Here is a 26,913-nt window from a genome sequence, read left to right as displayed (position 1 = left end):
AGCACCACGATGACGAGCGAGCTTTCCCGGAGACGATTCGTGCAGGCCGGAGGCGTCGCGGCCGCCGCCGTGACGGCCACCGGCGTGCTGCCCTCGGCGGCGGGCGCCGCACCGGCCGCGCCGGCCGCGCCCGCCCCCGCGCGGACGCTGACGCCCACCGGCCTCCAGGCCGCGCACCTGCGGTCCCCGCTGGGGATCGACGCGGCGAACCCGACGCTGAGCTGGCGGTTCGCCGCCGGGCCGCGCAACGCGGCGCAGACCGCGTACCAGGTCCGCGCGGCGAGCGCGGACGCCCGGCTGTACCGCCCCGACCTGTGGGACTCCGGCAAGGTCGCGGGCGGCGCGGTCTCCACCGCCTACGCCGGCCGCGCCCTCGGCTCGCGGCAGCGCGTGTCGTGGCAGGTCCGGGTGTGGGACGAGCGGGGCCGCGCGTCCGCGTGGAGCGAGCCCGCGCACTTCGAGACGGGCCTGCTCGCCGCGTCCGACTGGACGGCGCAGTGGATCGGGAACCCGGCGTGGTCCGACCCGGAGCCCGCCCCGGCGACGGTCGCGTTCACCGCCCGCACCGCCCGGTACGTCCGGCTGAACGTGACCCGGCTCGGCCTCCCGATCAAGGAGGGCTGGCCGTACAAGGTGTCGCGGCTCCAGCTCGCCGAGGTCCAGGTGCAGGACGGCGCGTCCGGTGCGAACGTGGCGCTGCACGCGCCGGTGACCGCGTCGGAGAGTTACACCGTCGGGGGCCAGTGGGAGCCGAAGGCCATCACCGACGGCTCGCTGACCAGCGACGCCGCGCCGTTCGGCTACACCAGCATGCAGTACCAGGACCAGGACCTCGCCAGCCCGATCTGGGTGCAGATCGACCTGGGCGAGGAGCGGCGGTTCGACCGGGTGCTGCTGTATCCCCGCACCGACGTGATGACCGACGACGGCAAGACCGCGAACTTCCCCGAGGACTTCACCGTCCAGACCTCCGGCGACGGGAAGGCGTTCGACACCGCCGCCACGGTCAAGGGCCAGCAGGCGCCGCCGCCGCTGCACGCCCAGCCGGAGGCGCTTCCGGTGTTCCGGAAGGAGTTCGACCTCGGCAAGCGGGTGCGGTCGGCGCGGCTGTACGCGACCGCGCTCGGCGTCCTCGACGTCACCGTGAACGGGCGGCCGGTGAGCGACGCCGTCCTCGAACCGCCGTACACCGCGTACAAGCAGCGCATCGTCTACTCGACCTACGACGTGACGAGGCTGCTGCACCGGGGCGGCAACTCGATCCAGGCCGAGGTCGGCAACGGCATGGCGAACGTCCCGGCCACGCCGGGCCGCTACCAGAAGCTCACCCGCTCCGACGGCCGGCCGGCGTTCCTCGGCCAGCTCGAGATCACCTACACCGACGGGTCGCGCGAGGTCGTCGCGTCGGACCCGTCCTGGAAGACCGCGCTCGGCGCCACCACGTTCAGCAGCTGGTACGGCGGCGAGGACTTCGACGCCCGCCGCACCCCGGCGGACTGGACGGCCGCCGTCCGCCGCGACGCGCCGACCGCGCGGCTCACCGCCCGGGCGGCCCCGCCGATCGAGCGCGCCGGCACCTTCCGCACCCAGAAGATCACCCAGCCGAAGGACGGCGTGTACGTCGTCGACCTCGGGACGAACTTCGCCGGATGGGCGCAGCTGCGGGTCAGCGGCCCCGCCGGGACGAAGGTGACGATGCGCCCCGGCGAGCTCCTCCACGACGACGGCACCGTCAGCCAGAACACCACCGGCTCGCCGATCTGGGACGCCTACACCCTGTCCGGGAAGGGCACCGAGACCTGGCATCCCCGGTTCTGCTACCACGGCTTCCGGTACGTGCAGCTCGAAGGGCTGCCGTCCGCGCCGGACGACGGGACCGTCACCGGCATCGCGCTGCGCGCCGCCAACGACGCGGCCGGGTCGTTCACCAGCTCGCACGGCCTGCTCAACGACATCCACCGGATCATCGACCGGGCCGTGCAGAGCAACATGTACTCGGTCCTGACCGACTGCCCGCACCGCGAGAAGCTCGGCTGGCTGGAGCAGGCGAACCTCGTCTTCCCGGCCGTCGCCCGCAACTACGACGTGGCCGCCTACTACGGCGAGATCGTCCGCGACATCGCCGAGGCGCAGACGCCCGACGGGCTCGTCCCCGACATCGCGCCCGAGTACACCGTGTTCTCCGGCGGGTTCCGCGACGACCCGAACTGGGGCAACGTCATCGTGTTCGCGCCCTGGCAGATGTACCGGGCGTACGGGGACGAGGCCACCCTCCGCACCTACTACCCGAACATGGTGCGGTACGTGGACTACCTGTCGTCCAAGGCGAAGGGGAACCTGCTCGACTACGGCCTCGGCGACTGGATCACCTTCGACAACAGCACCCCGCTCGGCGTCACCGCCACGTTCGGCTACCACCGGGCCGTGACGGCGCTGGCGTCCATCGCGGGGGTCATCGGCAAGACCGACGACGCGGACAAGTACACGAAGCTGGCCAAGGACATCGGCGACGCGTTCAACGGCAAGTACGCGACCGGCGACACCTACGGCTCCGGCAGCCAGGCGTGCGACGCGCTCGCCCTCGACATGGGCATCGTCCCCGCCGCGTCCAAGGACAAGGTGCTCGCCCACCTCGTGCAGGGCATCACCGCGAAGGGCTACCACCTCACCGTCGGCGAGATCGCGCTGCCGTCGGTGTTCCGGGTGCTGTCGGCCGCCGGGCGCGACGACGTCATCCACGCCGTCGCCACCCAGACCGGCAACCCCAGCTACGGCTACCAGGTCGTGCACGGCGCGACGTCGCTGACCGAGAACTGGGACGGCCCCACGTCCGGGAACTCGCAGAACCACTTCATGCTCGGCGCGATCGACGAGTGGTTCCACGCCGGGCTCGCCGGGCTGTCGCAGACCGACGGCTCGATCGGCTACGCGACCCTGCTCGTCCGCCCGGCGGTGGTCGGCGACATCACCCGCGCCGCCGCGACCTACGAGACGCCGCGCGGCCGCGCCGCGGTGTCCTGGCGCCGCACCGGCAGGCGGCTCCGCCTCGACGCCACCGTCCCGCCGGACACGACGGCGCGCGTCGAGTTCCCGCTGTTCGGCGGCACGACCCGGCCGGACGCGCCCGAGGACGCCGAATGGGTCGGGATCGAGAACGACAGGGCCGTCTTCCGGATCGGCTCCGGCGACTGGACCTTCGAAGGAGCCGCCAAGTGAGCGAAGCGGACCGGGGGGTCGTCCCCCCGCAAGGAGCCCGCACGAGCGGTGACGGGCTGAGCAGGCGGCGGTTCCTCGGCGCGTCGGCGATCGGGGCGACCGGCGCGATCGTCCTCGGCCACGCGGGGACGGCCGCGGCGGCCGCACCGGCCGCCGGGAAGGGCGCCGCGGCGCGCACGCCGTCCGGGCTGCTGACGTCGCTGCTGCCGGACGGCCTCGGCGTCACGGCGGCGAAGCCGCGGCTGAGCTGGCAGGTCGCCGACCTCGGCCCCGGGACGGAGCAGACGCACTACCAGGTGCAGTTCGCGACGACCCCGTCGCGGCTGGCCAGGGGCCCGTACCACTGGGACAGCGGGCGGGTCGCGTCGGCCGCGTCGGTCGCCGTCCCGTACGGCGGGCCCGCGCTCGCCGCCGGCACGGCGTACTGGTGGCGGGTCCGGACGTTCGACGGGGCGAAGGCGTCGCGCTGGTCGGAGCCGTCGCTGGTCGCGACCGGCCTGGACGCCTGGAAGGCCGAGCCGGTCTGGGTCCCGGCCGCCACGGCGCCCGGCGACGGCGTGCTCAGGGCGCGGGTGCAGATCACCGCCGTCGCGGCGGGCCTGTGGTTCCGCGCCTCCTCGGCGAGCGCGAACTACCTGTGGCAGCTGCGCGCCGGATCGCCGGGCGTGCTGAAGAAGCACGTGTGCGTGAACGGGACGTACCGGGTGCTGGAGGAGAAGGCGCTCGGCGTCCCGATCGAGACGGGCCGCTGGTACGAGGTCACCGTCGAGATGAAGGGATCGACGTTCACGACCTCGATCGACGGCACGGCCGTCGACAGCACGACCGACGGCACGTACGCCACCGGCACGGTCGGGATGCGCAACGGCTCGACCGAGGCGAACCAGTGGGACGCGGTCACCTTCACCGCGCCCGACGGCAAGGCCCTCATCAGCGAGGACTTCACCGACGGCCCCGGCACGTTCAGCGCCGGGACCGTCTCCGGCGGCGTCCTGACGCTCGGCAAGGGCCAGTCGGCGCTGTCGTCGGCGGGCGCGGCCGACGACGACTGGGCGCTGCTGCGCACCGAGTTCACCCCGGCGCGCAAGCCGATCGCCGCCGCCGTCCTGCACGTCGCGGCGCAGTCGCCCGCGCCCGTCCGGCAGTACCCGGCGAAGATCTGGGTGAACGGCGAGGTCGCCGGGTTCGCGTCCCAGCGGGCCGGGTCGGGCGCGCCGCGCTACCACTCGTTCGACGTCACCGGCCTGGTGCGGCCCGGCCGGCGCAACGCGCTGGCCGCCCTCGCGTTCACCACCGAGGACAAGCGGTTCGTCGCGCAGCTCGCCGTCACCTACGCCGACGGGACGACCGGCACCTTCGCCAGCGGCGCGTCGTGGAAGGCGCGCCGCCAGGCCGGGATGCTGCGCGACGCCGGCACGATCGGCACGTCCTACTACGTCGGCCCGCAGGAGTACTGGGACCTGCGCAAGGAGCCGGCCGGCTGGACGAGCCCCGGCTTCGACGACTCCGGCTGGGACGCGGCGCGGGTCAAGCCCGCCGTCGACGGGCTGGTGCCGGCGCTGGTGGAGCCGGTCCGGCTGCACGACGTTCAGCCCGCGTCGGTGCGGAAGACGGCGCCCGGCACCTGGCTCGTCGACCTCGGCAAGGAGATCGCGGGCGGGCTGCGGCTGTCGGTGAGCGGCAAGGCCGGGCAGACCGTCGAGGTCCGGCTCGGCGAGGAGCTGAACGCCGACGGGACCGTGCGGTACGCGCTGCGCGCCGGCGTCACCTACCGGGAGGTCTGGACGCTGCGCGACGGCCCGCAGTCCGCCGAGCACTGGGGCTACCGCGGCTTCCGCTACGCGCAGCTGATCTGCGACGACGACCTCGACCTGTCGGACGCCGCGTCCGGCCGCGCGTGGCGCCTCGACTGGCGGGCCTCGGACGCCTCGTTCGCCAGCTCCAGCCGCGACCTCGACCGGGTCTACGAGATGTGCCGGTACTCGATCGAGGCCACCCGCGGCGACCTGTACATCGACACCCCGACCCGGGAGCGCGGGCCCTACGAGGGCGACGCGCTGATCAACCAGGCGTCGGAGTACGCGGTGCAGCGGTCGTTCGCGCTGGCCCGCGCGTCCGACGCGTACCTGGCCCGCAACCGCACCTGGCCGACCGAGTACCGGCTGATGAACGTCATGTCGGCCTGGCGGGACTACCTGCACACCGGCGACCCCGACCAGCTCGCCGCCGACTACGACCTCCTCGCGGCCAAGCATCTGACGTCCTACCTCGGCGACGACGGCCTGGTGCACAAGAAGCCGGGCGCGTCGAGCCAGGACCTCGGCGACCTGGTCGACTGGCCGGCCTCCAACCGCGACGGCTACGTGTTCACCGAGGTCAACACCGTGGTGAACGCCTGCCAGTACGCCGCGTTCACCGCGATGGCCGACATCGCGGCCGTCCTCGGCAAGGCGGCCGACGCCACGACCTGGCGGAAGAGGGCCGACACGCTCGCGGACGCGATGCGCAGGACGCTGCTGGACGCCGCGAACGGCCGGTTCGTGGACGGCGCCGGCACGGCCCACAGCGCGCAGCACGCCACCGCGTTCCCGGTTGCGCTCGGCGTCGCCGGACCCGGCACCGTCGCGGACCCGGTGGTGAAGGCGCTCGGCGAGACGCTCGCCGCCGGCGGCATGAGGGTCAGCGTCTACGGCGCCCAGTTCCTGCTGGACGCGCTGTTCGCGACGGGCAGGGCCGAGGACGCGATCGGGCTGATGACCGCCACCGGCACGAACTCGTGGCTGCACCTCATGGACGACCTCGGTGCGACCATCGTCGGCGAGGCGTGGGACCCGTCCCTGAAGAGCAACATGACGTTCTCGCACGCCTGGGGTTCGGCGCCCGCGAACGTGATCCCCCGCCACGTGCTCGGCGTGGAGATCACCGCGCCGGGCGCCGCGGAGATCGAGGTGCGCCCCCGGCCCGGCGCCCTCACCCGGATCTCCGGCACCGTGCCGACGGTCCGCGGCCCCGTCGCCGTCGCGCTCGACCGCGCGGACGGCTACCGACTCGACGTGGACGTGCCGCCCAACACCGCCGCCCGCGTCGTCGTGGAACTCGGCGGCACCGACCCCCGGGACGTCCGCGTCACCGGGCCCCACGCCCGCGCCCCCCGCACCACGGGCCGGGACGCGACCGGACCGCTGCTCGCCATCGGCCCGGTCGGCTCCGGCCGCACCACCGTGATCGCGCGCACCTGACCGGCGCGATCGAATCAGGAGGAAGACGAAAGTGAACGACGACCGTTACGAGCAGGGGCCGCGCGGGCTGACGCGCAGGCGGGTGCTGCAGATCGGCACCGCCGCCGCCGTCGTGGCGGCCGCGGCCCCCGCGCTCGGGGGAGAGGCGGTCGCCGCCGCCCCGGCCGCGCCGGCCGCGGCCGGGTTCGCCCGGCCCGGCGTGGCCGTGCGGCCGAGGTTCCGCTGGTGGTGGCCGGACGGGCTGGTCGACCCCGCCGAGATCCGCCGCGAGATCGACCAGATGGCCGACGCCGGGTTCGGCGGCGGCGAGATCTCCGCCGTGCATCACAGCATCAAGGACGCGTCGGTCCTGGACCCGGAGGGGCACGGCTGGGGGACGGCGGCGTGGGTCGCCGGCGTCGAGGCCGCCTTGGACCAGGCGGCCCGCCGCGGCCTGACCGTGGACCTGACGATCGGCCCGGCCTGGCCCGCCGCCGTCCCGACGATCAGCCCGGACGACGACGCCGCCGTCCAGGAGCTGGCCTACGGGACGGTGACGGTCGCGGGCGGCGCGACGCACGACGGCCCCGTGCCCGAGCCCGTCGCGGCGGCGGCGAAGGGCGTGACGAAGCGGGCCCTCGTCGCCGTGCACGCCGTGCGGATCGACCCGGCGAACGCGACCCGCAAGGAGACCGGGCTCGACTTCGCCTCCTTCACCGACCTCACCGCGCGGGCGGCGGACGGGCGGATCACCTGGACGGCCCCGGACGGCGGCGACTGGCTGCTGCTGTCGTACTGGCGGCGCGGCAGCGGGCAGCAGCCCGAGGGCGGCCCGCACAGCAGCCCCGACTCCTGGGTCGTGGACCACTTCAGCAAGGCGGGCACCCGCGCGGTCACCGCGTTCTGGGAGGCGCGGCTGCTCACCCCGCGCGTCCGCAAGCTGATCGGGAAGGCCGGCGCGACGCTGTTCGAGGACTCGATCGAGCTGGAGACGCCCGCCCTCAACTGGACCCCGGACCTGCCCGCCGAGTTCAAGAGGCGGCGCGGCTACGACCTGATGCCGTACCTGCCGGTGATCGTCCTGAACAAGGAGAACACCGTCCACAGCTACGAGGCGGACCGCACGGCGCACGCGCGGCACGACTTCTGGCTGACGGTCTCCGACCTGCTGAACGAGTACCACTTCGAGGCGCTGCGGACGTGGGCGCACTCCGTGGGGCTGGAGCTGCGCGCCCAGCCGTACGGGCTGTCGACGGACGCGATCCGGTCGGCGGCGATCCTGGACGTCCCGGAGGGCGAGTCGCTCGGGTTCAAGAACCTGGACGACTACCGCGCCCTGGCCGGCGGCCGCGACATGGCGGGCCGGGAACTGCTGTCCTGCGAGGCGGGGGCGTACCAGGGCGGCGCGTACAACACCACGTGGGACAAGCTGCTGCGCACCATGGGCGGCGCCTACGCGGCCGGGCTGAACCAGACCGTGTTCCACGGGTTCTCCTACGCGACCGCCCCCGGCGCGGCCTGGCCCGGGTTCGCGGCGTTCACCCCGTACAACGGCGGCATCGGGTTCGCCGAGTCGTGGGGGCCGCGCCAGCCGACCTGGCGGCACGTCCCCGACATCGCCGCGTACCTCGGGCGCGTCCACCAGGCCATGCGCGCGGGGACGAGCCGCATCGACGTCGCGGTGTTCCGGCAGAAGGGGTACACCAAGACCGGGATCGGCGTCGGCTGGTTCACCAAGTACGGCGTCCCGCTCGGCTGGACGCACCAGATGATCAGCGCGCCGCTGCTGGACCTGCCGTCCGCGAAGGTCCGCGACGGGCGGCTCGCCCCCGACGGCCCCGCCTACCAGGTGCTGTTCGTCGAGGGCGACCGGTTCAACGGCAACGCGTGCACGCTCCCGCTCGACAGCGCCCGCACCATGCTGGAGTTCGCCAAGGCGGGCCTGCCGCTGGTCTTCCTCGGCGACTGGTCGGCCGCGACGGTCCCGGGCATCGCGAAGGACGGCGAGAACGACGCCCTCCGCGCCGTCCTCACGGAGATGTTCGCGCTACCACGCGTGAAGAACGTCGCGGCGGAGACCGACGTCCCGGGCGCGCTCGACGCCCTCGGCCTGCGGCCCGAGGCGGGCTACGCGCAGAGCTCCACGCTGCTCAACGCCCACCGCCGGGACGGCCGCGTCGACTACTTCTACCTGTGCAACGGCAAGCACGCGGAGACGGTCAAGCCGCCGGTCGCCGCGATCGACCACGAGGTGTCGTTCACCCGCGCCGACCGCAGGGCCGTCCCGTACCGGCTGGACCTGTGGACGGGCGAGACCGAGCCCGTCGCCGTCTACAAGGCGGACGGCGACATCGTCACGGTCCGGATCGCGCTCCAGCCGTCCGAGGCCACCGTGATCATCCTGGCGCGCGGCGGGCAGCACCCGTCCGCCACCGCCGCCGAGACCGAGGTGCGGGTGGACGGGCGGCGGCTCGTCGCCCGCGCGGCCACCGCCGGCACCTACGCCACCACCCTCGCGGACGGGCGCACGGTCACGACCGCCGTCGGCGCCGTCCCCGCCGCGCAGACCCTCACCACCTGGCGGCTGCGCGTCGAGGACATGACCCCGGACGGCACGAAGCAGCACGACCTGGCGCTCGACGCCCTCAAGGCATGGCCCGACATCCCCGAACTCGCGGACGTCTCCGGCATCGGCACCTACACCACCACGGTGACCTGGGACGGCGGCGCCGGCACCGGCGCCGTCCTGGAACTCGGCGAGGTCTTCGACACCTGCCGGGTGTCGGTGAACGGCCGCCGCGTCCCGCCGGTCAGCGTGCTGTACCCGGCCGTGGACATCGGCCCCTACCTGCGGCGCGGCGCCAACACCATCGAGGTCGAGGTCGCCACGACGCTGAACAACCGGCTGCGGGTGTCCGACCCGGCCGTCTACGGCGGGGCGTCGCGCCAGGCGTACGGGCTGATCGGGCCGGTCCGGCTCGTCCCGTACGGCGAGGCGGTGATCCGCGCGCGCTGAGCCGGCCCCGCGCTGAGCCGGCCCCCGAGAACGAGTGCGGGAGGGCGTTGGCCCGCCCTCCCGCACGTGAATCCCTGACGACCCCGCCCTGTTCACGGAACGGAACACGAGGAATCCATGTACCACAGCGTATCCAGGCGGCGCATCGCCGCTCTCACCCTGGGAATGTCCGCCCTGCTCGCCGCCCAGGCCGTCCCGGCGTCGGCCGCTTCCGGCCAGGGGAGCGGGCACGGCTCGGCGCCGTGGAAGCGGTACGTCCTGTCGCCGTCGTCCCGGACGGTCCGCCCCGTCGCCGTCTACAACACCAGCGGCGACGTCACGAACCCGTCCGCCGTCCTCCAGGGGCAGAAGACGACGCTCAGCGGCGCCGGGTCGTACGTCACGCTCGACTTCGGCAAGGAGGTCGGCGGCCTCACCACCCTGCACTTCGCCGGTTCGGACGGGGCCCAGCAGGTCGGGCTGGCGTTCAACGAGTCGTCCGCCTACGTCGCCACCGACAGCGACGCCTCCACCGGCGGCCCGCGCAGCCGCGACGGCGCCCTCACCGCCGACGTGGACGGCCGCACGGCCTACACCACGCCGGAGAAGTACCTGCGCGGCGGGTTCCGCTACCTGACGATCTTCATGCGGTCGGGCGGCAGCGTCGACCTGGACGGGGTGTCGCTGCACTACACGCCCGCGCCGCAGGTGAAGGACCCGTCGAAGTACGCGAACTACTTCTACTCCAGCGACGACCTGCTGAACCGGATCTGGTACGCGGGCGCCTACACCGTCCAGCTGAACACGATCTCGCCGAAGACCGGCCGCGTGTGGGAGGCGCCGGCGGCGCTGTGGGACAACACCGGCGACATCGGCTCCGGCGCGTCCATCCTCGTGGACGGCGCCAAGCGGGACCGGACGGTCTGGCCCGGCGACCTCGGCGTCGAGATCCCGACCGCGTACGCCGCGTTCGACGACACCGCGTCCGCCCGCAACTCGCTCGACGTGATCTACCAGCACCAGCGCGACACCGGCGAGCTGCCCTACGCCGGACCGGAGCTGAACAAGTACGGCTCGGACACCTACCACCTGTGGACCCTCGCCGCGAGCTGGGACTACTACAAGTACACCGGTGACGCGCAGTGGGTCGCGGGCATCTGGGACCGGTACAAGAAGGCCGTCGACTACACCTCCGCGAAGGTCGACGCGAAGGGCCTGCTGTCGATCACCGGCACGTCCGACTCCGTCCGCATCCTCGCCAAGGGCGAGAACCTCATCGCGAACGTGCTGCTGTGGCGCGTCCTCGACACCGGTTCGCAGCTCGCCCGCACCCAGGGCGACACCGGCCTCGCGGAGTCCTACGCCCAGCGCGCCGCCGCGCTGCGCACCGCCATCAACGCCGACTTCTGGGACGACGCCGCCGGCGCGTACAGGTTCTACCCCGGCAACGCGATCCACCCGCAGGACGGCAACTCGCTCGCCGTCTGGTACGGCCTCGCCGACCAGGAGCAGGCCCGCCGGATCAGCGCCGAGCTGAAGGGCAACTGGAACGAGGTCGCCTCCACCGCGCCCGAGAACAAGGGCAACCCGGGCGTCTTCTCCGGCTCGATGGAGGTCAACGCGCACTTCGCCGCCGGAGGGCAGGCCGCCGACCAGGCCGGCGTCGACATCATCCGGCGCGAGTGGGGCTACATGCTGAGCCACCCGCAGGGCACCGGCAGCACGTTCTGGGAGTCGTACCGCAACCCCGGCGACGGCTGCGTCTTCTGCAGCTCCTACACCAGCCTCGCGCACGCGTGGGCGACGGGCCCCGTCACCGCGCTGACCTTCGGCGTCCTCGGGCTGAACCCGACCGGGACGGGCGGGCGGTCGTTCGACTTCGTCCCGCACACCGCCGACCTCTCCTTCGCCCAGGGCCGCATCACCACGACGCTCGGCGCCGTCGAGGGCTCCTGGAAGGTCGCCGAGGGCGCCTACACCGCGAAGCTGAAGGCGCCGCAGGCCGCGACCGGACGCGCCGGCGTGCCCACGTTCGGCGAGCGGATCAAGGTCCGGGTCGACGGGCACCTCGTCTGGGACGGCACCCGCGCGCTGATGCAGGGCGTCCGGAGCGACGGCGAGTACGTCTACGTCGACGGCCTGCACGGGAACCACACCATCCGGAGCGAGCGGGCGTGACCCCCGCCCTGGACCGCAGGGCGTTCCTCGGCACGGCGGGCGCCGCTTCGGCGGCGCTCGCCCTCCCCGCCCTGCCCGCACCGCGCGCCCGCGCCGGGACCGTGCGGGTCTCGCCGAAGCCGGTCCTCGCGCCGTTCCCGCTGCGGGACGTCACCCTGCTGGACGGCCCCTTCCGCGCGAACATGGCCCGGACCTGCGACTACCTGGTGTTCATCGACGCCGACCGGCTCCTGCACACCTTCCGGCTGAACGTGGGGCTGCCGTCGTCGGCGCAGCCGTGCGGCGGCTGGGAGGCGCCGAACGTCCAGCTGCGCGGCCACTCCACCGGGCACCTGCTGTCGGCGCTCGCGCAGGCGCACGCGAACACCGGCGACGACGCGTACGCGGCCAAGGGCCGGTACATCGTCGCCGAGCTGGCGAGATGCCAGGCGGCGTCGCCGTCGGCCGGGTTCGCCGCCGGATACCTGTCGGCGTTCGAGGAGCATGGAGGCGGGCGGCCACCGTTCCTAGACAGTGTCCAGGAGTGGGTTTTGCTCCCATTTCCTGGTGCTGCGCGCGTCCCGAACGGTGTTGGACGTGCTGGTCGCCCGCGTTCTCATTGTCCCGAGCCGGGGGCGTGCATCGTGTGCAGGCTCCGTGACAGGGGGGCGGGGTCCCTCACGCTCTGGGGTGCCCGCTCCGACCTGGACGGTCCGATGCCCCGCATGATCGCTCTGGTCGTGTGGGGGCGGTGCCGTTCGTCGCCGGATCGGGTGTCCCAGGGCGCGTCGCCCGATCGCGATGCTCGCCGCATCGTGCCGGGAAACCTTCCTGGTCTCACTGGTCATCGGAGCACGCCAGTGCTGCGCACCCCAGCGCGAGGTGTAAGCCGGGTCCACCGCCACGATCGCCAACCCGGCCTCGGCGGCCATCGCCACCAGCCGGGCCCTCAACTTCCCGGTCGGCATCCCGGAGATCAACTGCCGGAACCGCTTATGGCGGCCGTGCCTCTCCCGCGTCTTCTCCTTGGTGAAGTGCAAGTCCTCGATGCCGATGGCGGCCACGCCGCAGGCGGTGGCCCAGTGCAGCAGGCGGGTGATGGCGTGCCGGACCTGCGCGTCCCGGTGGGCGGCGCCACCGGACAGGTCGTAGTCGAAGCGGCGCGGGTCGCCGACGGGGTTGCCGTGCCGATCGAGGCGCCAGGCGGCGAAGTGGTCGGCGTTGGTATCCACCCCGACCATGCCTCGAACACGTGCGGCCTCAAGTGGAAGTGCCGGGGCGGCGGGGCGCTGCCAGGACGCAGTGACATACCAGCGGCCCCGGTCCACGTCGAGGTGAATGCGGTAGGCCACCGCACTGTTGCACGCGATGCGGTCGGCCCACTCGGTGCCCCGGTGCTTGAAGGCCACACGGCATGCCAGGACGTATCGGCCGTGCTTGGTGTTGGCCAAGTGCGCCAGCGGGGCGGGCAGTCGGATCGACACCTCGCCCTGCGGGGTGACGCGGATGGTCTCGTTGCCGTAGCCCTTACCCGACTCGCCATCGGCGTGCAGGAACCAGCGTCCGGCCTCCCATCGCGCCCGCCAGTCATCCGCAGTGAACCCGGCGTCCTCCAGGTTGTGGCGGGTGGTCAGGAGCCGACGGCCGCCTCGCACCACCCGCACGACCCCGGCGTCCCAGTCGGCCTGCTCGGCGGCGAGCCGGTCCTTCAGCACGCCCAGGCGGCGGGACTTGGCAAACCACTCCCGCTTGGAGCGGTAGCCTCCTGGAGCCCGCTTGGCGCCCTTTGCGCCGATCGCTTGCGACAGCCGATGCTCGATCGTCTGCACACCGGCCTCAAGAGAGCGCAAGTGCGCCAACTGGCACCGCCGCGCCAGCGCCCACTGATCATGGCTGGCCTTGGTGATCGAACCGGCCCACCGCGCCGACGACTCACCCGTCAATCCCCGCTTACGCGCCGCCCAACGCTCGGCGTCATGATCCAGGCCATCGGCGCAGCGAGCCTTCAGATCACGACCGGCCAGCGACCCCAGGTGCGCCCCCACCAGCCGCAACACCCGCTCGTCCTCGACCGTCAGGCCTTTGAGCCGGTCACGCACAGCAACGCCCGAGGGACCCGCCACCACGAACGGCGCAGCGAAAGGTGCGGTCGACGAGGCACCCACCCTATTGGAAACATTCCGCGACACGCCGGATACTTTAAGTCACTTAAGTTGAGCGTGCAATCGATACCCTCCGGCCGCCACTAACACCATGAAGATCACCGGCATGGACGGCGAGGACTACGCCGACGCGCCGTCCGCCCTCCCCTCCGGCGCCTGGACCCACCTGGCCGTCACCGCCGGGGACGGATCGGCCGTCCTGTACGTCGACGGCGTCCCCGCCGGACGCAACGACGGCCTCGTCATGAGCCCGCTCGCGCTCGGCGCCACCACGCACAACTACCTCGGCCGCTCCCAGGACACCCGCAACCCGGCCATGGACGGCGGCGTCACCGGCTTCCGCCTCTACGACCACGTCCTGACGGACGCCGACATCGCGGACCTGCACGCCCAGGGCCGCTGACGGCCCAGACCCTCCTAGGAGAACCCCCTTGCGCAAGCCGATCCGCGGCCTTGCAGCCGCAGCGGTGACCGTCGTCCTGCCGCTGACCCTCCTCGCCCCGCCCGCGCACGCCGACGCCCGCGCGGACGTCACCGGCCTGCGGGCCGACGACCTGTCCCAGGCGCTCGGCATCGACGACACGACCCCGCCCCTCACCTGGCAGCTGCGCGGCGGCCGGAACACGGCGCAGACCGCCTACCAGATCCAGGCCGCCACCAGCGAGAAGGCGCTGCGGCAGGGCCGCCCCGACCTCTGGGACTCCGGCCGCGTCGCCTCCGCCGCGCAGCGCGTCGACTACGCGGGCGAGAAGCTCGGCAGCCGCACCCGCGTCCACTGGCGCGTCCGCGTGTGGACGGGCCCGAAGGCGTCCGGCTGGTCGGCGCCGTCCTGGTTCGAGACCGGCCTCACCGCCCAGAGCGACTGGCAGGGCCGCTGGATCGGCCAGAAGGACTGGCAGACCAGCACCAAGAAGCCCGACCCGATCGTGGTGCGGCTGCCGAAGACCACCGCCCGGTACGTCCGCCTCGACGTCACCAGGCTGGGGCTGCCGATGGTCGAGCAGGTGCCGGACGAGACGTACCGGCTCCAGCTCGCCGAACTGGAGGTCCGCGACTCCGCCGACCCCGGCACGAACCTCGCCGCCGGCAGGACCGTCACCGCGTCCGACAGCGGCGGCAACGTCAACCGCAAGTGGGGCACCCGCTACCTCACCGACGGGACCGAGACGACGAACCAGGAGTTCGCCGGCTGGTCCAGCTCCGCCTACCCGAAGGCGGACGTCTCGGACAAGCCGCTGACGCTGACCGTCGACCTCAAGGACGCCAAGGCGTTCGACGAGGTCCTGCTGTTCCCGCGCACCGACCAGCCCGCCGAGGGCGGCAAGGTGCCGTACGCGCCCGCCGACTTCACCGTCGGCGCGTCCGGCGCCGCCGACGGACCGTTCGAGAACGGGGCGTCCGTCACCGGGCAGGCGCCGCCGGACTCGCCGGTCCCCGAAGCGCTGCCGATCTTCGCCAAGGACTTCTCGCTCCCGCGCGGCGTCCGGGACGCCCGCCTCTACGTCGCCGGGCTCGGCGTCTACGAGGCGCGGCTGAACGGCCGCCGCGTCGGCGACGCCGAGCTCGAACCCGCCAACACCGCCTACGCCGAGCGCGTCCAGTACGCCGCCTACGACGTCACGAGCATGCTGCGGCCCGGCGGCAACACCCTCGGCGTCGAGCTCGGCAACGGCAGCGCCAACGTGATCTCCACGCCCGACCGGTACCGGAAGTTCTCCGGCACGATCAGCGACCCGAAGCTGATGGCGCAGCTGGAGGTCACCCTCGCGAACGGGCAGGTCATGCGGGTCGCCAGCGACGGGACGTGGAAGACCGTCCTCGGGCCCGTCACCTTCTCCAACTGGTACGGCGGCGAGGACCACGACGCCCGCCGCGAGCGCCCCGGCTGGGACCGGCCCGGCGCGTCCCGCTCCGGCTGGGAGGACGCCGTCCCCGTCCCCGCGCCCGGCGCGCTCAGCGGGCGCGAGGCCGAACCCGTCCGCGTCGTCGAGACCCTCCCCGGCGAGCAGGTGGGCTCCGGCGACGGCTACCGGGTGTTCGACGTCGGCCGCGTCATCGCCGGGCGCCCCGAGATCACCGTGACCGCGCCCGCCGGCACCGCCGTCCGCGTGTACCCGTCCGAGAGCCTCAAGGACGGCCGCGCGAACCAGTCGGCCAGCAACGTCGGCGCGCCGATCTGGGACCAGTACACGACCCGCACCTCGGAGGCCGAGACCTGGCACCCCCGGTTCTCCTACCACTCCTTCCGGTACCTGGAGGTGCGCGGGCTGCCCGCCGGCGCGACGATCACCGTCCGCGGGCAGGCGCTGCGCAACGACACCGCCTCCGCCGGCTCGTTCAGCTCGTCCAACGACCTCATCGACGGCGTCCACGGCCTCGTCCGCCGGGCCATCGAGAACAACATGCAGAGCATCCTCACCGACTGCCCGAGCCGCGAGAAGCTCGGCTGGCTGGAGCAGGACCACCTCGTCGGCGACGCGCTCGCCGCGAACTACGACGTGCACGCGCTGCTGCGCAAGGTCGTCCAGGACATGGCGGACGCGCAGACCGACGCCGGCCTCATCCCGTCCACCGTGCCGGACTACACCGTCCTCGCCGGCGCCTACCGCGACGACCCCAACTGGGGCGGCGCGTTCGTCGTCGTCCCGTGGCAGCTGTACCGGAACTACGGCGACACCGAGACGATGCGGACCCACTACGCGCAGATGAAGAAGTACTCCGCGTACCTGGAGGCCCGCGCGACCGGCGGGCTGACCGACTACAGCCTCGGCGACTGGTTCACGCCCGACCGGACCTTCCCGAAGACGGTGTCGGGCACCTACGGCTACTGGCGCGTCAACGACACCCTCGCCAAGATCGCCGGGGTGCTCGGGCAGACCGCGGACGCCGCCGCCTACAAGGCCAAGGCGGACCAGAGCGCCAAGGCCCTCGCCGACAAGTACTACGACGCCTCCACGGGCACCTTCGCGGGCGGCGGCCAGGGCGCCGAGGCCCTCGCCCTCGACATGGGCGCCGTCCCCGCCGCCGACCGGCAGAAGCTGCTCGACCACCTGGCCGGCAGCGTCAAGAACGCCGGCTATCACCTGCTCCTCGGCGAGATCTCGCTGCCGTCGGCGTTCCGCGTCCTGCCCGACGACGTCGTCTACCGGATCGCCACGCAGACCGACAGCCCCAGCTACGGCTACCAGGTCGTGCACGGCAACACCGCGCTCGGCGAGTCCTGGGACGGCGGCAGCGGCCAGTCGCAGGACCACTTCATGCTCGGCTCGATCGACTCGTGGTTCACCTCCCGGCTCGCCGGCATCCGGCAGGCCGACGGCTCCACCGGCTACCGGAACCTGGTCATCGCCCCGGCCGTCGTCGGCGACCTGACCCGCGCGTCCGCGACGCGGCGGACCCCGTACGGCGAGGTCCGCTCGTCCTGGACGCGCGACGGCGGCAAGGTGACGCTGACCGTCACGGTCCCGGCGGGCGGCACCGCCGAGGTCCACGTCCCCGGCGCCGCCGAGCCCGCCGAGGTCGGCTCCGGCACCTGGACCTTCCACGGCACCATCGCCTGACGCGCCCGGGCCCGCCCTCCGGTCACCGGCCGGAGGGCGGGCCCGGCGCCTCGGCGGGCGGCGGCAGCAGCGAGTAGACGGCCCGGTTCGCATTGAAATGCGCCAGGTAATAGATCCGGCCGTCCTTCCGCAGTTCGAGCGGGGGCGGATCGCCCACCCCGCCCAGGTCGTGCGGATAGCCCTCGGCTCCGCACGTCCTGGCCGGGAGGACCGCGCTGGACCACCAGGCGGAGGCCTTCTCGGCCTCCTCGCGGCCCTCCCAGAGCCGGACCTCGCCGCCCGGCGCGCCCGGTGCGGTCAGCACGCGCATGACCGCCGGGTCGTAGATCCCGCGGACCCGGAAGTTCTCCATGTGCCGGCGCGGCACCACCATCCGCACGTAGCCGCCGCGCCTGCCGCGGTGCCGGCCCGCCACCAGGAGGTCCTCGCCGCCGTCGCCCCACTGCGGCGGCAGCACCCACAGCTTCGTCCCGCCCGAGAAGTGCCTCAGGCCGTGGCGGATCACCAGCCCGCCCTCACCGGAGGCCGTCTCCCGCCGCACGTTCGCGACCACGCAGAAGCCGAGCAGTTCGCCCATGGGCCCAGGATTCGCCGGGGCACGCCGCCGCCGCAACGGGTTTGCGGCGCGTCAGCGGCGGGCGACCGCCGGGGCGCGGTCGGTGAGGCCGACGCTCAGCTGCGCCGTCGAGGTCACGACGGTGCCCGCCGGCGCGCGGGCGATCGACGCGTCGGTGACGACCGTCCGCTGCCCCAGGTACAGGTACGTCTTCGGGGCGAAGATGTACTCGTCGCGCTGCCCGCTTCCGGGCTCGTCCAGGGACACCGCGATGCCGGTGCGGCCCGCGGCGTCCACGGCCTCGCCGACGGTTCGCACGCCCGGAATGGCTGCGGCGGCCCGGAACAGCGCCTTGCGCTGCGCGGCGGGCATGTACGCCTCGGTGAGCATTCCGCCGACGTTCTGCCACGCCTGGCCGTCGGCCTCCGGCCCGGTGCCGAGGTGGGAGTACAGATGCTCGTACATCCCCGCCGGGTCGGCGGGCAGGCGGCTCAGGTAGGTGTAGTCGGTGCGCAGCCACTCCGCGCGGTCGTCGAAGTCCGCGGCCTTCGCCGGACCGGTGTGCCCGGCCTCCTTGCGGGCGTCGGGCGGGATCGCGTACCCGGGGTAGGGCTTGGGCGGCAGCACCTCCGTCGCCAGGACGCCGTGCGTCGCGTCGCCGTCCACGGGCAGCCAGATCGTGCGCCTCTCGCGCGAGAGGTAGCGGCTGTAGCCGCTCTTGCCGCTGTTGCTCTCCACCGCGTTCATGGCCATGGACCGGTAGACGAGGAACTGGCCGGGCCTCGGGTGCAGCTCCGGCGTCCGGCCCGCCGCGTCCGCGGCGTGCTGGAGCAGCTCGACGTGCGCGACCGGCATGGTGTGGACGGCAGGGGCGCGGTGCGGCCCCCCTCCGGGGCCGGCCACGACCAGGCCCGCGGTGACGGCGGCTGCCGCGGCTCCGGCGGTCACGGCCACGGCGAGCCGGAAGCGCTGTGGCCGGTGCGCCTTCGGCCGTCCGGGCGCCGGGGCGAGCATCGCGGCCCGCAGCCGCTCCTCCTCGGCGCGCAGGTCCGCCGGCCCGGGCCGGGGCACCTCGGAGCGGAACCGCTCGAGTCGGGTCATCTCATTCATGGACGGGCTCCTCGCTGACGATGGCCATGACGTCCGTCCCGCCGAGCTCCCGGCGCAGCTGCGCCCGGGCCCGGTTGATCCGCGACCGGACCGTGCCGACGCGGACGCCCAGCGCCCGCGCGACCTCCGGGTAGCTGAGGCCCTCCCACGCCACCAGCAGCAGCGCGTCGCGGCGCCCCTTCGGCATCGCGGCCAGCGCGGCCGCCAGCCGCGGGCCGGACGCCTCGGCGGTGAGCCGCTCGTCGCTGCGGTCGGTGAACGCCGCCGTCACCGGGTCGGCGCCCGTGCGCCGCAGGGCGCGCAGCCACCGGACCTCCGTGCGGACGTGCCGCCCCATCAGGTTGGTGGCGATGCCGTACAGCCACGGGCGCGCGCTCGGGCGCGCCAGGTCGTAGGCGTGCCGCCGGCTGAACGCCGTCAGGAAGGTCTCGGCGACGACGTCCTCCGCGGCGTCGCCGCCGAGCCTCCGGGTGACGTAGCGCTTGATGTCGGGCGCGTGCCGGCGGAAGATCTCGGCGAACGCCTCCGGCTCGTGCCGGGAGCGTCCGATGATGGAGGCGTCATCGGCCTCGGCCCGGCTCGTCTCGCTCATGGTGGGGCCTCTCGGCTCTGGTTCGGGACGCCCCTTGTTGCCCGTCCGCGGCCGATCGGTTCCCGGAGCGTCAGCGGCCCACCGAGCCGTCCAGGCGCTCGCGGAGGATGTCGGCGTGGCCCGCGTGCCGGGCGGTCTCCTCGATCATGTGCACCAGCAGCCAGCGCATGGACGGCGGCGGCGTCTCGCGCAGTGACCGGGCGCCCGGACGGTCGAGGTCGGGGCACGCCGCGGCGATCGCGTCCGAGCGCGCGGCGGCGGCGCGGTAGCCCGCGACGATGTCCGCGGCCGTCTCGCCGGGCAGCGGCGGCTCGCCGTCGTCCAGCAGCGGCACGTCGGCGCCCTCGTACGCCCACACGAACCAGTTCAGCTCCGTGCGCGTGAGGTGCTTGACCAGGCCGAGCAGGCTCGTGCCGGACGGGACGCCGGGCGTCCGGGCCGCCTCGTCCGGGACGCCGGCGGCCTTGGCCGCGACGGCGTCGCGCAGGTAGCGCAGGAAGGCCAGCAGGGTCGCCGGCTCGTCGGCGTTCAGGCTCGGGGGACGCAGGTCACCGCGCGGTTCGTTCATCGCACCACCCTAGGCCGGCGCCCCTCCCGGAGCGGGCTCTGCCGGGCAGGCGTCAGGCGGGGAAGGTCCAGCGGGTGGCGGCGAACGGCTCGACGAACGCCACGCCGATCGCGGTGCGGACGGTGAAGCGGTACAGGTGCCACGGCGGCGGGCCGGCGCTCTGCGCGCTGTACGGGGCGGTGAACGCGTCGCCGTCGACCTCGGCGGGCCAGCCGCCGTCGCGGTAGGCGGCCGCGACCGGTTCGAGCACGGCCGGGTCGGTGACCCGCTCCGCCTCGCCTTCGAGGACGAGGTCCAGGCCCTCCAGCCGGGCGGACAGCGTGCACGCCGGGTTCCCGGCGAGGTTGCGGGACTTGCGCGTCCCCGGGCCGCTGGTGAAGTACAGGTCGCCGTCGTGCCACAGCGCCCCGATGCCCGCGGAGTGGGGGCGCCCGTCGGGGCGGACCGTGCCGAGGAAGACGGGCGTCTCCATCCGCGGCAGGCCCTCGGCCAGCGCGGTCCGGGCCCGCTCCCACGGCATGGGGCCGCCGCTGCCGTAGATGTCCAGGTCGCTGACGTCGATGGGGTCGCGTTCGGTCATGGCCGTCCACCTCTCCGTTGGTGCGTCGTCGGGAGATATGACCGGTCCGCGGCCGGTAACTCATCGCCGGGCCCCGGGTTGACCTCAAGGCCGGTTGAGATGTGAGCGTTGCCGGGAGCGAAAGGGAGCGGTGCCGATGAAGGTCGTGCGCGTGACGCGGTTCGGAGACCCGGACGTCCTGGTGGCGGGGGAGGCGCCGGAGCCGGCCGCCGGTCCGGGGCAGGTGGTCGTCGCGGTGGCGGTCGCTGAGATCAACTTCGTGGAGACCCAGCTGCGGCGGGGGATCACCCCCGGGCCTCCGCTGCCGGAGCCGCCGTACGTGCCGGGCGGCGGGGTGGCCGGGCTGGTCGCCGCGGCCGGGGACGGCGTGGCGCCGGAGTGGCAGGGCAGGCGGGTCGCCACCGCGACCGCGGACCGCCTGGGCGGCAACGCGGCGCGGGCCGTCGCGAACGTGGACGATCTCGTCCCGGTGCCGGACGGCCTCGGCCTGCCGGAGGCGGCGGCGCTGCTGAACGACGGCGGGACGGCGCTGGGCCTGTTCGAGGGCGCGAAGGTCCGCGTGGGCGACCGGGTGCTGGTCGAGGCGGCTGCGGGCGGGCTGGGCAGCCTGCTGGTGCAGCTGGCGCTGTCGGCGGGGGCCCGGGTCGTCGGCGCCGCGCGGGGCGAGGCGAAGCTCGCGCTGGTCCGGGAGCTGGGCGCGGAGGCCGTGGACTACTCGGCGCCGGGCTGGGCGAAGCGGGTGCTGGACGCGACCGGCGGGGTCGACGTGGTGTTCGACGGGGTGGGCGGCGAGGTCGGCCGGGAGGCGTTCGGCGCGGCGGCCCGGGGCGGCCGGTTCTCCGTGCACGGGGCGTCCAGCGGTGCGGCGACGGTCATCCCGCCGGACGAGGCGGCGGAGCGCGGCGTGACCGTGCTGGGGATCGAGCAGCTCATGGGGTTCGGGGACGGGGCGAAGGAGCGGGCCCTGCGGGCGATGGAGGCGGCCGCGGCGGGCCGGATCCGCCCGGTGATCGGGCAGCGGCTGCCGCTAGAGCGCGCCGCCGAGGCCCACGCGGCGATGGAGGCGCGGTCGGTCGCAGGCAAGACGCTGCTCACCGTGTGAGGACGGCCGGGCCGCGCGGGACGGTCGCGCGTCCCGGCCGTCCGGGTCACGGCAGCAGGGACAGTTCCAGGTGGGCGGAGACGATCCAGTTCGGCGCGTCCACGATCTCGGAGATCTTCAGGTCGGCGGCGACGCTCGCCAGCAGGTAGGCGTCGACGGGGGCCATGCCGGTGCGGGCCGCGACCTCCGCGACGAGGGCGCGCGCCGCGTCCCGGGACGCCTGCATGAGGTCGGGGCCGATGCCGGTGGTGACGAGGGCGGCGCCGGTCCGCTGCGTGCGCGGGTCGGTCTCGATCACCGGGGTGGGCGGGGCGGCGCCGCGGCGCACGTCCACCCGGAGCCGGACGGTCGCGTCGGTCTCCACGCCGGTGCCGCAGACCTCGCCGTCGCCCATCGCGGCGTGCGCGTCGCCGAGCGACAGCAGCGCGCCGTCCACGCCGACCGGCAGGACGAGCCGGGCTCCGGGGCCGATGTGCCGGACGTCCATGTTGCCGCCCCACCGGCGCGGCGGGACGATCGAGTGCTCGCCGGGCTCGGGCGGCGCGACGCCGATCGTGCCGATCATCGGGACGACCGGGACGCGCAGCCCCGGCAGCAGCTCGGCGCCCCCGTCCCCGATCGCGGAGACGCGCAGGTGCGCGTCCGGGAAGTCGTCGGCGAGCAGCCCGAAGCCGGGGATGCAGGCCGTCCAGCCCCAGTCGCCGACGGACATGTCCAGGACGTCGATCACCAGGGCGTCGCCGGGCGCGGCGCCCTCGACCAGGAACGGGCCGGTGACGGGGTTGACCCGGCCGAAGTCGAGCGCGGCGACGTCGGCCGCGCCGGACGCGGGCCCGAGCTGCCCGCCGCTCGCGTCCGCCGTCTCGACGGTGAGCTCGGCGCCGGGGGCGATCGCCGCGATCGGCTCGATCGCGTTGTCCCACGCGTTGTGCACGCTGGTGCGGCGGATGTGCATCAGTCCTCCAGCTTCAGGTCGGTGCCGCGGCCGGAGCGCCGGTAGAACAGCATCACCAGCGCCCCCAGGACGAGCCAGCAGACGCCCCCGATCTTCGCGCGCGCGTCGGCGTTCCAGAGCACCGAACCGATGATCAGGAAGCCGATCGCGGGGGCGGCGATGTGCAGGCCCCACCGGGTGCTCCGGTTCCGCAGCCTGAAGTGCACGAAGACGGCGACGTGCAGCAGCAGGAAGGAGAACAGCGCGCCGAAGTTGACCAGTGAGGACAGCACGTCGATCTGGCCGGTGAAGAACAGCCCGAGGACCAGCGAGATCACCGCGACGAACAGGATCGCGCGCTCGGGGGTCCTGCGCGTGGGGTGGATGTGGGCGAGGAACGCGGGCAGCTTGCGGTCGCGCGCCATGCTGAACAGCAGCCGGGACGTGGCGGCCTGCGCGACCAGCGAGTTGGCGATGCCGGTGGCGAGGGCCGCGGCCACCGCGACGGTCACCTTCAGCCAGTGCCCGCCGGCGATCTGCGCGATGTCGTAGAACGCGGAGTTGGTGGCGTCGTCGCCGGCGAACTCGGTCTTGCCCGGGACGAGCAGCGCCGCGACCCACGTCTGCGCCACGAACAGGACGGCGACCAGGCACAGCGCCACGACGGTGGCGCGGCCGACGATCCTGCGGCCGGAGTCGCGGACCTCCTCCGACAGGGTGGAGATGCCGTCGAAGCCGAGGAAGCTCAGCACCGCGATCGACAGCGCCCCGAAGATCAGCCCGGGGGTGAGCAGGTCGGGCTTGAGCAGCGGGTCGAAGGAGAAGTGCGCGCCGTTCCTCCCCTGCGCCACGGCGGCGAGGCCGAACCCGACGAACAGCGCGAGCACCACCAGCTCGGCGACCAGGAACAGCCGGTTCAGCCGCGCGGTCGACTCGATGCCCAGGAAGTTGATCACCGTGTTGACCAGGACGAACACGATGACCCACGCCCACTGCGGGACGGCCGGCAGCAGCGAGTTCAGCGCCGCCGCGCTCATCACGTACAGCAGCGTCGGGACGAGGAGGTAGTCCAGCAGGATCGCCCAGCCGGCGAGGAACCCGACCTTGTCGTTGATCCCGCGCCCGGCGTAGGCGTACACGGACCCGGCGATCGGGAACGCCCGCGACATCTCCCGGTAGCTGAGCGCGGTGAACAGCATCGCGACCAGCCCGATGACGTAGGTGAGCGCGACCATGCCCTTGGAGCCGTTGAACACGACGCCGAAGATGGTGAACGGCGCGATCGGCACCATGAACACCAGGCCGTAGATCACCAGGTCGGCCAGGCTGAGCGAGCGCTTGAGCTCCTGGTCGTACCCGAAGGCCTTCAGCGTCCCTTCCGCGGACTCGGCGGCGGGGCCCGCGGCGGGGTTCGCGGGGCGCGGGGGGCGCGCGGCGGCGCCGGGGGAGGCGCCGGACGGCGCGGGGTCTGGGCTGGCGGTCGTCATCGCGCGCCTTTCCGGGGGTCGATCAGCGGACGGGGGCGTCCGGCGGACAGGGTCGTTCAGCGGACAGGGGCGTTCGACAGGGGCGTTCAGCGGGCGGGGTCGTGCGCGTCGAGGAACGCGCCCACGGCGGACATGCAGGCCGCGCGCTCCTCGACGTGCGGCATGTGGCTGGAGTCCTCGAAGACCTGCCAGCGGGCGCCGGGGATGCGCTCGGCGTAGGGGCGGACGGCGCCGGGCGTCGCCTCGTCGTGCCGTCCGGAGATGATCAGGGTGGGGGCGGTGATCCGGTCGAGCCGGTCCACGATCGTCCAGTCCCGGAGGGTGCCGACGACGTGGAACTCGCTGGGCCCGTTCATCGTGTGGTAGACGGTCGGGTCCGCGTCGATGGCGGCGAACGTGCGGGCGACCTCGTCCGGCCAGGGGACGCGGCAGACGTGCCGGTCGTAGAAGACCCGCATGGCCTCGGCGTACTCGGGGGAATCGGTGGTGCCGGCGGCCTCGTGCTCGCGGAGCGTCGCCTCGACGCGGGCGGGCAGCGCGGCGCGCAACTCCGCGGCGGCCTCCCGCCACAGCGGCATCGACGCGGGCGAGTCCGCGATCACCAGGGAGCGCAGGCCGGCGGGCCGCCGCACCGCGTGCTCGGCGCCGAGCATCCCGCCCCACGACTGGCCGAGCAGGTGGTAGCCGCCGGCGATGCCGAGGCGGGCGAGGAGGTTGTCCAGCTCGTCCAGGAACAGCTCGACGGTCCAGAAGTCCGCGCCCGCGTCCGGCAGGTGGGTGGAGCGGCCGTTGCCGAGCTGGTCGTAGTGGATCACCTGCCGGCCGGTCGCGGCGGCGAGGTCGGCGAAGGACAGCACGTAGTCGTGGGTGCAGCCGGGGCCGCCGTGCAGCACCACGAGCGGCGCCTTCGCCGGGCCCGGCGCGCCGGTGACGCGGTACCAGGTGCGGTGGCCGCGGAAGGGGACGTGGCCCTCGGCGGCGGCCGGTGCGATCACGCGTACCTCCTGTGAGCTGGGAGAACCTCGGTCCGGCGGAACGGCGGGCGGCCGGCGGGCGCGGGTGCGACGCGGCCGGATGCGAGACTATGCGGTAAAAGGTCTGATTTCTAGACCTTTGAAGGAAGTTATGGTTTCCGGCGGGGCCGGCGCGGTGGAGCGGAGGGACGGGGAGCATGGAGCACGAGGCGCTCGGACCGCTGCGTCCCGCGACCACCGGCGAGCAGGTCGCGCACCGGCTGGCGACGGCGATCGCGCTCGGCGAGTTCAGCCTCGGCGACCGGCTGCCCAGCGAGCGGGACCTCGCCGCGCTGCTCCAGGTCAGCCGGGAGAGCGTGCGCGCGGCGCTGCGCCGGCTCGCCGGGTCGGGCCTGGTGGAGGTCCGGCGCGGGCGGGGCGGCGGCGCCTTCGTCCGCGCCGAATGGGGCGAGGCCAGCGAGGGCGCGGTGCGCAGCGCGCTGCTGGAGCGCTGGACGGAGTTCGAGGAGCTGTTCGACTACCGGCGGCTCGTCGAGAGCCTGATCGCCCGCACCGCCGCCGAGCGCGCCGACGACGCCGACCGCGCGGCCATCGCCGGCGCGCTCGCCGCGTTCGACGCCGCCGCGACGCCCGGCGAGGCCCGCGAGCACGACGTCCGGCTGCACGCCGCGGTCGCCCGCGCGACCCACAACGCGCGGCTGGTCGGGCTGCACGAGCGGCTGCTGTCGGAGGTCAGCCTCGGGGTGTCCGCCGAGCCGTACACGTGGGCGATCTACGAGGAGGCCAAGCCGCACCACCACGCGCTCGCCGAGGCGGTCGCGCGCGGCGACGGCGACGAGGCCGCGCGCATCGCCGTCCACCACTTCGCGATCACCGAGGACGCGCTGCGCCGGCTGGCCGAGCGCGTCCGGCCGCCCGGCGCGCAGCGGAACGAGCAGCAGAACGAGCAGTAGAACGCGCTACGCGGCGGGTCGCGGGGTCACTCGTCGCCGGTCGGCAGGTTGTAGGCGATCAGGGCGGCGGACCCGCCGGACAGGTCGAGCTCGGTGATCGCGCAGTTGCGGACGCGCGGGAACACCCGCCGGTAGGACGCCAGGGGGAGCCCGAGCAGCTCGCACAGCGTCAGCCGCAGCAGCGTGCTGTGCGTGACGACCAGGACGCGGGCGCCCGGCTCGGCGTCCGCGATGTGGCGCAGCACGCCCGCGCCGCGCGCGGCCGCCTTGGCCGGGTCCTCGGCGCCGGGGAACGGCGAGCCCGCCGGGTCGGCGCGGAACGCGGCGACCTCGTCCGCGGGCATCTCCGCGAGCACCCGCCCCTCGGCGGTGCCGAAGTCGACCTCGCTCAGGTCGGTGTCCACCTTCAGCGGCAGCCCGAGCGCGTTCGCGGCCGGCGCGGCGGTGCCGCGGGCGCGGCCGAGCGGCGACGCCCACACCGCCCCGATCTCCCGGCCGGGCGCCCAGCGCCCGAGGGCGGCGGCCTGCCGGCGGCCCCGCTCGCTGAGGGCGACGTCGCTGACGCCCGCGTACCGGTTCTCCTCGTGCCACACGGTCTCGCCGTGCCGTGCCAGATAGAGCGTCGTCATTCCGTGCCCCCGGTCGCAGCGTTCCACCCCGATGTGCGCGCCTTCCCAGTATGCCGGTGGGAGCCGGCTCACAGGTTCGGCCGCCGATCTGGTGGGCACGGCTCTCCTGGCACGGCGGAT

Annotated in this window: 18 protein-coding genes and 1 pseudogene; 9 read left to right on the top strand and 10 right to left on the bottom strand. The window is 73.9% G+C overall.

From position 1 onward, the window contains the following. The first annotated feature begins 9 nt into the window (after positions 1-9). From J4557_RS00425 to J4557_RS52120, 5 genes and pseudogenes are all read left to right on the top strand, one after another. A complete protein-coding gene (locus tag J4557_RS00425) occupies positions 10-3,216 on the top strand; it encodes a family 78 glycoside hydrolase catalytic domain (RefSeq protein WP_208264278.1) in 3,207 nt (1,068 codons plus the stop codon). Then, the gene (locus tag J4557_RS00420; RefSeq protein WP_307799230.1) at positions 3,213-6,455 is read left to right on the top strand and encodes a family 78 glycoside hydrolase catalytic domain; all 3,243 of its coding nucleotides are present in this window, start codon (positions 3,213-3,215) and stop codon (positions 6,453-6,455) included. The genes J4557_RS00425 and J4557_RS00420 overlap by 4 nt, the downstream gene beginning before the upstream one ends. A 31-nt stretch (positions 6,456-6,486) precedes the next feature. After that, complete coding sequence (locus J4557_RS00415; RefSeq protein ID WP_208264276.1) at positions 6,487-9,450, top strand: glycosyl hydrolase; 2,964 nt, start codon at positions 6,487-6,489, stop codon at positions 9,448-9,450. Between the two features lie 117 nt (positions 9,451-9,567). Continuing rightward, positions 9,568-11,607, top strand: a complete 2,040-nt coding sequence (locus J4557_RS00410; RefSeq protein WP_208264275.1) for an alpha-L-rhamnosidase-related protein — start codon at positions 9,568-9,570, stop codon at positions 11,605-11,607. 182 nt (positions 11,608-11,789) lie between these two features. Then, positions 11,790-12,032, top strand: a pseudogene (locus tag J4557_RS52120) (beta-L-arabinofuranosidase domain-containing protein); the annotation flags it as partial. 81 nt (positions 12,033-12,113) lie between these two features. Here J4557_RS52120 and J4557_RS00400 read toward each other — a convergent pair. Next, on the bottom strand, positions 12,114-13,775 hold the full coding sequence (locus tag J4557_RS00400; protein WP_243775071.1) for a transposase: 1,662 nt from the start codon (positions 13,773-13,775) through the stop codon (positions 12,114-12,116). A gap of 64 nt (positions 13,776-13,839) precedes the next feature. Between J4557_RS00400 and J4557_RS00395 the strand changes: the two genes are divergently transcribed. Further along, a complete protein-coding gene (locus tag J4557_RS00395; RefSeq protein WP_208264274.1) occupies positions 13,840-14,151 on the top strand; it encodes a LamG-like jellyroll fold domain-containing protein in 312 nt (103 codons plus the stop codon). Positions 14,152-14,179: 28 nt separating this feature from the next. After that, complete coding sequence (locus tag J4557_RS00390; protein WP_208264273.1) at positions 14,180-17,308, top strand: family 78 glycoside hydrolase catalytic domain; 3,129 nt, start codon at positions 14,180-14,182, stop codon at positions 17,306-17,308. A gap of 22 nt (positions 17,309-17,330) precedes the next feature. On the opposite strand, the gene J4557_RS00385 is transcribed toward J4557_RS00390, so the two are convergent. The 5 genes from J4557_RS00385 to J4557_RS00365 all read right to left on the bottom strand — a co-directional run bounded on the left by J4557_RS00385 (position 17,331) and on the right by J4557_RS00365 (position 20,714). After that, on the bottom strand, positions 17,331-17,885 hold the full coding sequence (locus J4557_RS00385; protein ID WP_208264272.1) for a hypothetical protein: 555 nt from the start codon (positions 17,883-17,885) through the stop codon (positions 17,331-17,333). Between the two features lie 51 nt (positions 17,886-17,936). Then, positions 17,937-18,974: a CU044_5270 family protein gene (locus J4557_RS00380; protein WP_243775070.1), complete on the bottom strand. Its 1,038-nt coding sequence runs from the start codon at positions 18,972-18,974 to the stop codon at positions 17,937-17,939. After that, a complete protein-coding gene (locus J4557_RS00375; protein ID WP_208264271.1) occupies positions 18,967-19,566 on the bottom strand; it encodes an RNA polymerase sigma factor in 600 nt (199 codons plus the stop codon). Before J4557_RS00375 ends, J4557_RS00380 begins: the two co-directional genes overlap by 8 nt. Before the next feature lie 70 nt (positions 19,567-19,636). Beyond that, entirely contained in the window at positions 19,637-20,134 is a 498-nt protein-coding gene (locus J4557_RS00370; protein ID WP_208264270.1) for a DinB family protein, read from the bottom strand. A 52-nt stretch (positions 20,135-20,186) separates the two neighbouring features. Further along, positions 20,187-20,714 carry a pyridoxamine 5'-phosphate oxidase family protein gene (locus J4557_RS00365; RefSeq protein WP_208264269.1) on the bottom strand — a complete coding sequence of 176 codons (528 nt, stop codon included), beginning with the start codon at positions 20,712-20,714 and terminating at the stop codon, positions 20,187-20,189. Between the two features lie 136 nt (positions 20,715-20,850). Between J4557_RS00365 and J4557_RS00360 the strand changes: the two genes are divergently transcribed. Beyond that, the gene (locus J4557_RS00360) at positions 20,851-21,816 is read left to right on the top strand and encodes a zinc-binding dehydrogenase (RefSeq protein ID WP_208264268.1); all 966 of its coding nucleotides are present in this window, start codon (positions 20,851-20,853) and stop codon (positions 21,814-21,816) included. A 46-nt stretch (positions 21,817-21,862) separates the two neighbouring features. Here the strand turns inward: J4557_RS00360 and J4557_RS00355 are convergent, their stop codons facing one another. The 3 genes from J4557_RS00355 to J4557_RS00345 form a co-directional block, all read right to left on the bottom strand. Beyond that, positions 21,863-22,771, bottom strand: coding sequence for an acetamidase/formamidase family protein (locus J4557_RS00355; RefSeq protein ID WP_208264267.1), 909 nt, complete (start codon positions 22,769-22,771; stop codon positions 21,863-21,865). Then, positions 22,771-24,237 (bottom strand): APC family permease, encoded by a 1,467-nt coding sequence (locus tag J4557_RS00350; RefSeq protein ID WP_208264266.1) that lies wholly within the window; start codon positions 24,235-24,237, stop codon positions 22,771-22,773. Before J4557_RS00350 ends, J4557_RS00355 begins: the two co-directional genes overlap by 1 nt. Before the next feature lie 86 nt (positions 24,238-24,323). Further along, positions 24,324-25,232 carry a proline iminopeptidase-family hydrolase gene (locus J4557_RS00345; RefSeq protein WP_208264265.1) on the bottom strand — a complete coding sequence of 303 codons (909 nt, stop codon included), beginning with the start codon at positions 25,230-25,232 and terminating at the stop codon, positions 24,324-24,326. Between the two features lie 176 nt (positions 25,233-25,408). Between J4557_RS00345 and J4557_RS00340 the strand changes: the two genes are divergently transcribed. Beyond that, complete coding sequence (locus J4557_RS00340) at positions 25,409-26,164, top strand: FadR/GntR family transcriptional regulator (protein ID WP_208264264.1); 756 nt, start codon at positions 25,409-25,411, stop codon at positions 26,162-26,164. A 26-nt stretch (positions 26,165-26,190) separates the two neighbouring features. Here J4557_RS00340 and J4557_RS00335 read toward each other — a convergent pair whose 3' ends face one another. Beyond that, complete coding sequence (locus tag J4557_RS00335) at positions 26,191-26,793, bottom strand: histidine phosphatase family protein (RefSeq protein ID WP_208264263.1); 603 nt, start codon at positions 26,791-26,793, stop codon at positions 26,191-26,193. Positions 26,794-26,913 lie beyond the last annotated feature (120 nt).

It is taken from the genome of Actinomadura nitritigenes (genome assembly GCF_017573545.1).
Classification (GTDB): Bacteria; Actinomycetota; Actinomycetes; order Streptosporangiales; family Streptosporangiaceae; genus Spirillospora; species Spirillospora nitritigenes.
The sequence above is the reverse complement of the archived record's forward strand: the minus strand, read 5'-3'. Positions and strand labels throughout refer to the sequence as shown.

What these genes read in the sequence shown, in the direction of transcription:
- J4557_RS00425 (WP_208264278.1), top strand. Translation starts at nt 10, where the DNA reads ATGACGAGCGAGCTTTCCCGGAGACGATTCGTGCAGGCCGGAGGCGTC.
- J4557_RS00410 (WP_208264275.1), top strand. Translation starts at nt 9,568, where the DNA reads ATGTACCACAGCGTATCCAGGCGGCGCATCGCCGCTCTCACCCTGGGA.
- J4557_RS00395 (WP_208264274.1), top strand. Translation starts at nt 13,840, where the DNA reads ATGAAGATCACCGGCATGGACGGCGAGGACTACGCCGACGCGCCGTCC.
- J4557_RS00385 (WP_208264272.1), bottom strand. Translation starts at nt 17,885, where the DNA reads ATGGGCGAACTGCTCGGCTTCTGCGTGGTCGCGAACGTGCGGCGGGAG.
- J4557_RS00380 (WP_243775070.1), bottom strand. Translation starts at nt 18,974, where the DNA reads ATGAATGAGATGACCCGACTCGAGCGGTTCCGCTCCGAGGTGCCCCGG.
- J4557_RS00375 (WP_208264271.1), bottom strand. Translation starts at nt 19,566, where the DNA reads ATGAGCGAGACGAGCCGGGCCGAGGCCGATGACGCCTCCATCATCGGA.
- J4557_RS00370 (WP_208264270.1), bottom strand. Translation starts at nt 20,134, where the DNA reads ATGAACGAACCGCGCGGTGACCTGCGTCCCCCGAGCCTGAACGCCGAC.
- J4557_RS00365 (WP_208264269.1), bottom strand. Translation starts at nt 20,714, where the DNA reads ATGACCGAACGCGACCCCATCGACGTCAGCGACCTGGACATCTACGGC.
- J4557_RS00360 (WP_208264268.1), top strand. Translation starts at nt 20,851, where the DNA reads ATGAAGGTCGTGCGCGTGACGCGGTTCGGAGACCCGGACGTCCTGGTG.
- J4557_RS00355 (WP_208264267.1), bottom strand. Translation starts at nt 22,771, where the DNA reads ATGCACATCCGCCGCACCAGCGTGCACAACGCGTGGGACAACGCGATC.
- J4557_RS00350 (WP_208264266.1), bottom strand. Translation starts at nt 24,237, where the DNA reads ATGACGACCGCCAGCCCAGACCCCGCGCCGTCCGGCGCCTCCCCCGGC.
- J4557_RS00340 (WP_208264264.1), top strand. Translation starts at nt 25,409, where the DNA reads ATGGAGCACGAGGCGCTCGGACCGCTGCGTCCCGCGACCACCGGCGAG.
- J4557_RS00335 (WP_208264263.1), bottom strand. Translation starts at nt 26,793, where the DNA reads ATGACGACGCTCTATCTGGCACGGCACGGCGAGACCGTGTGGCACGAG.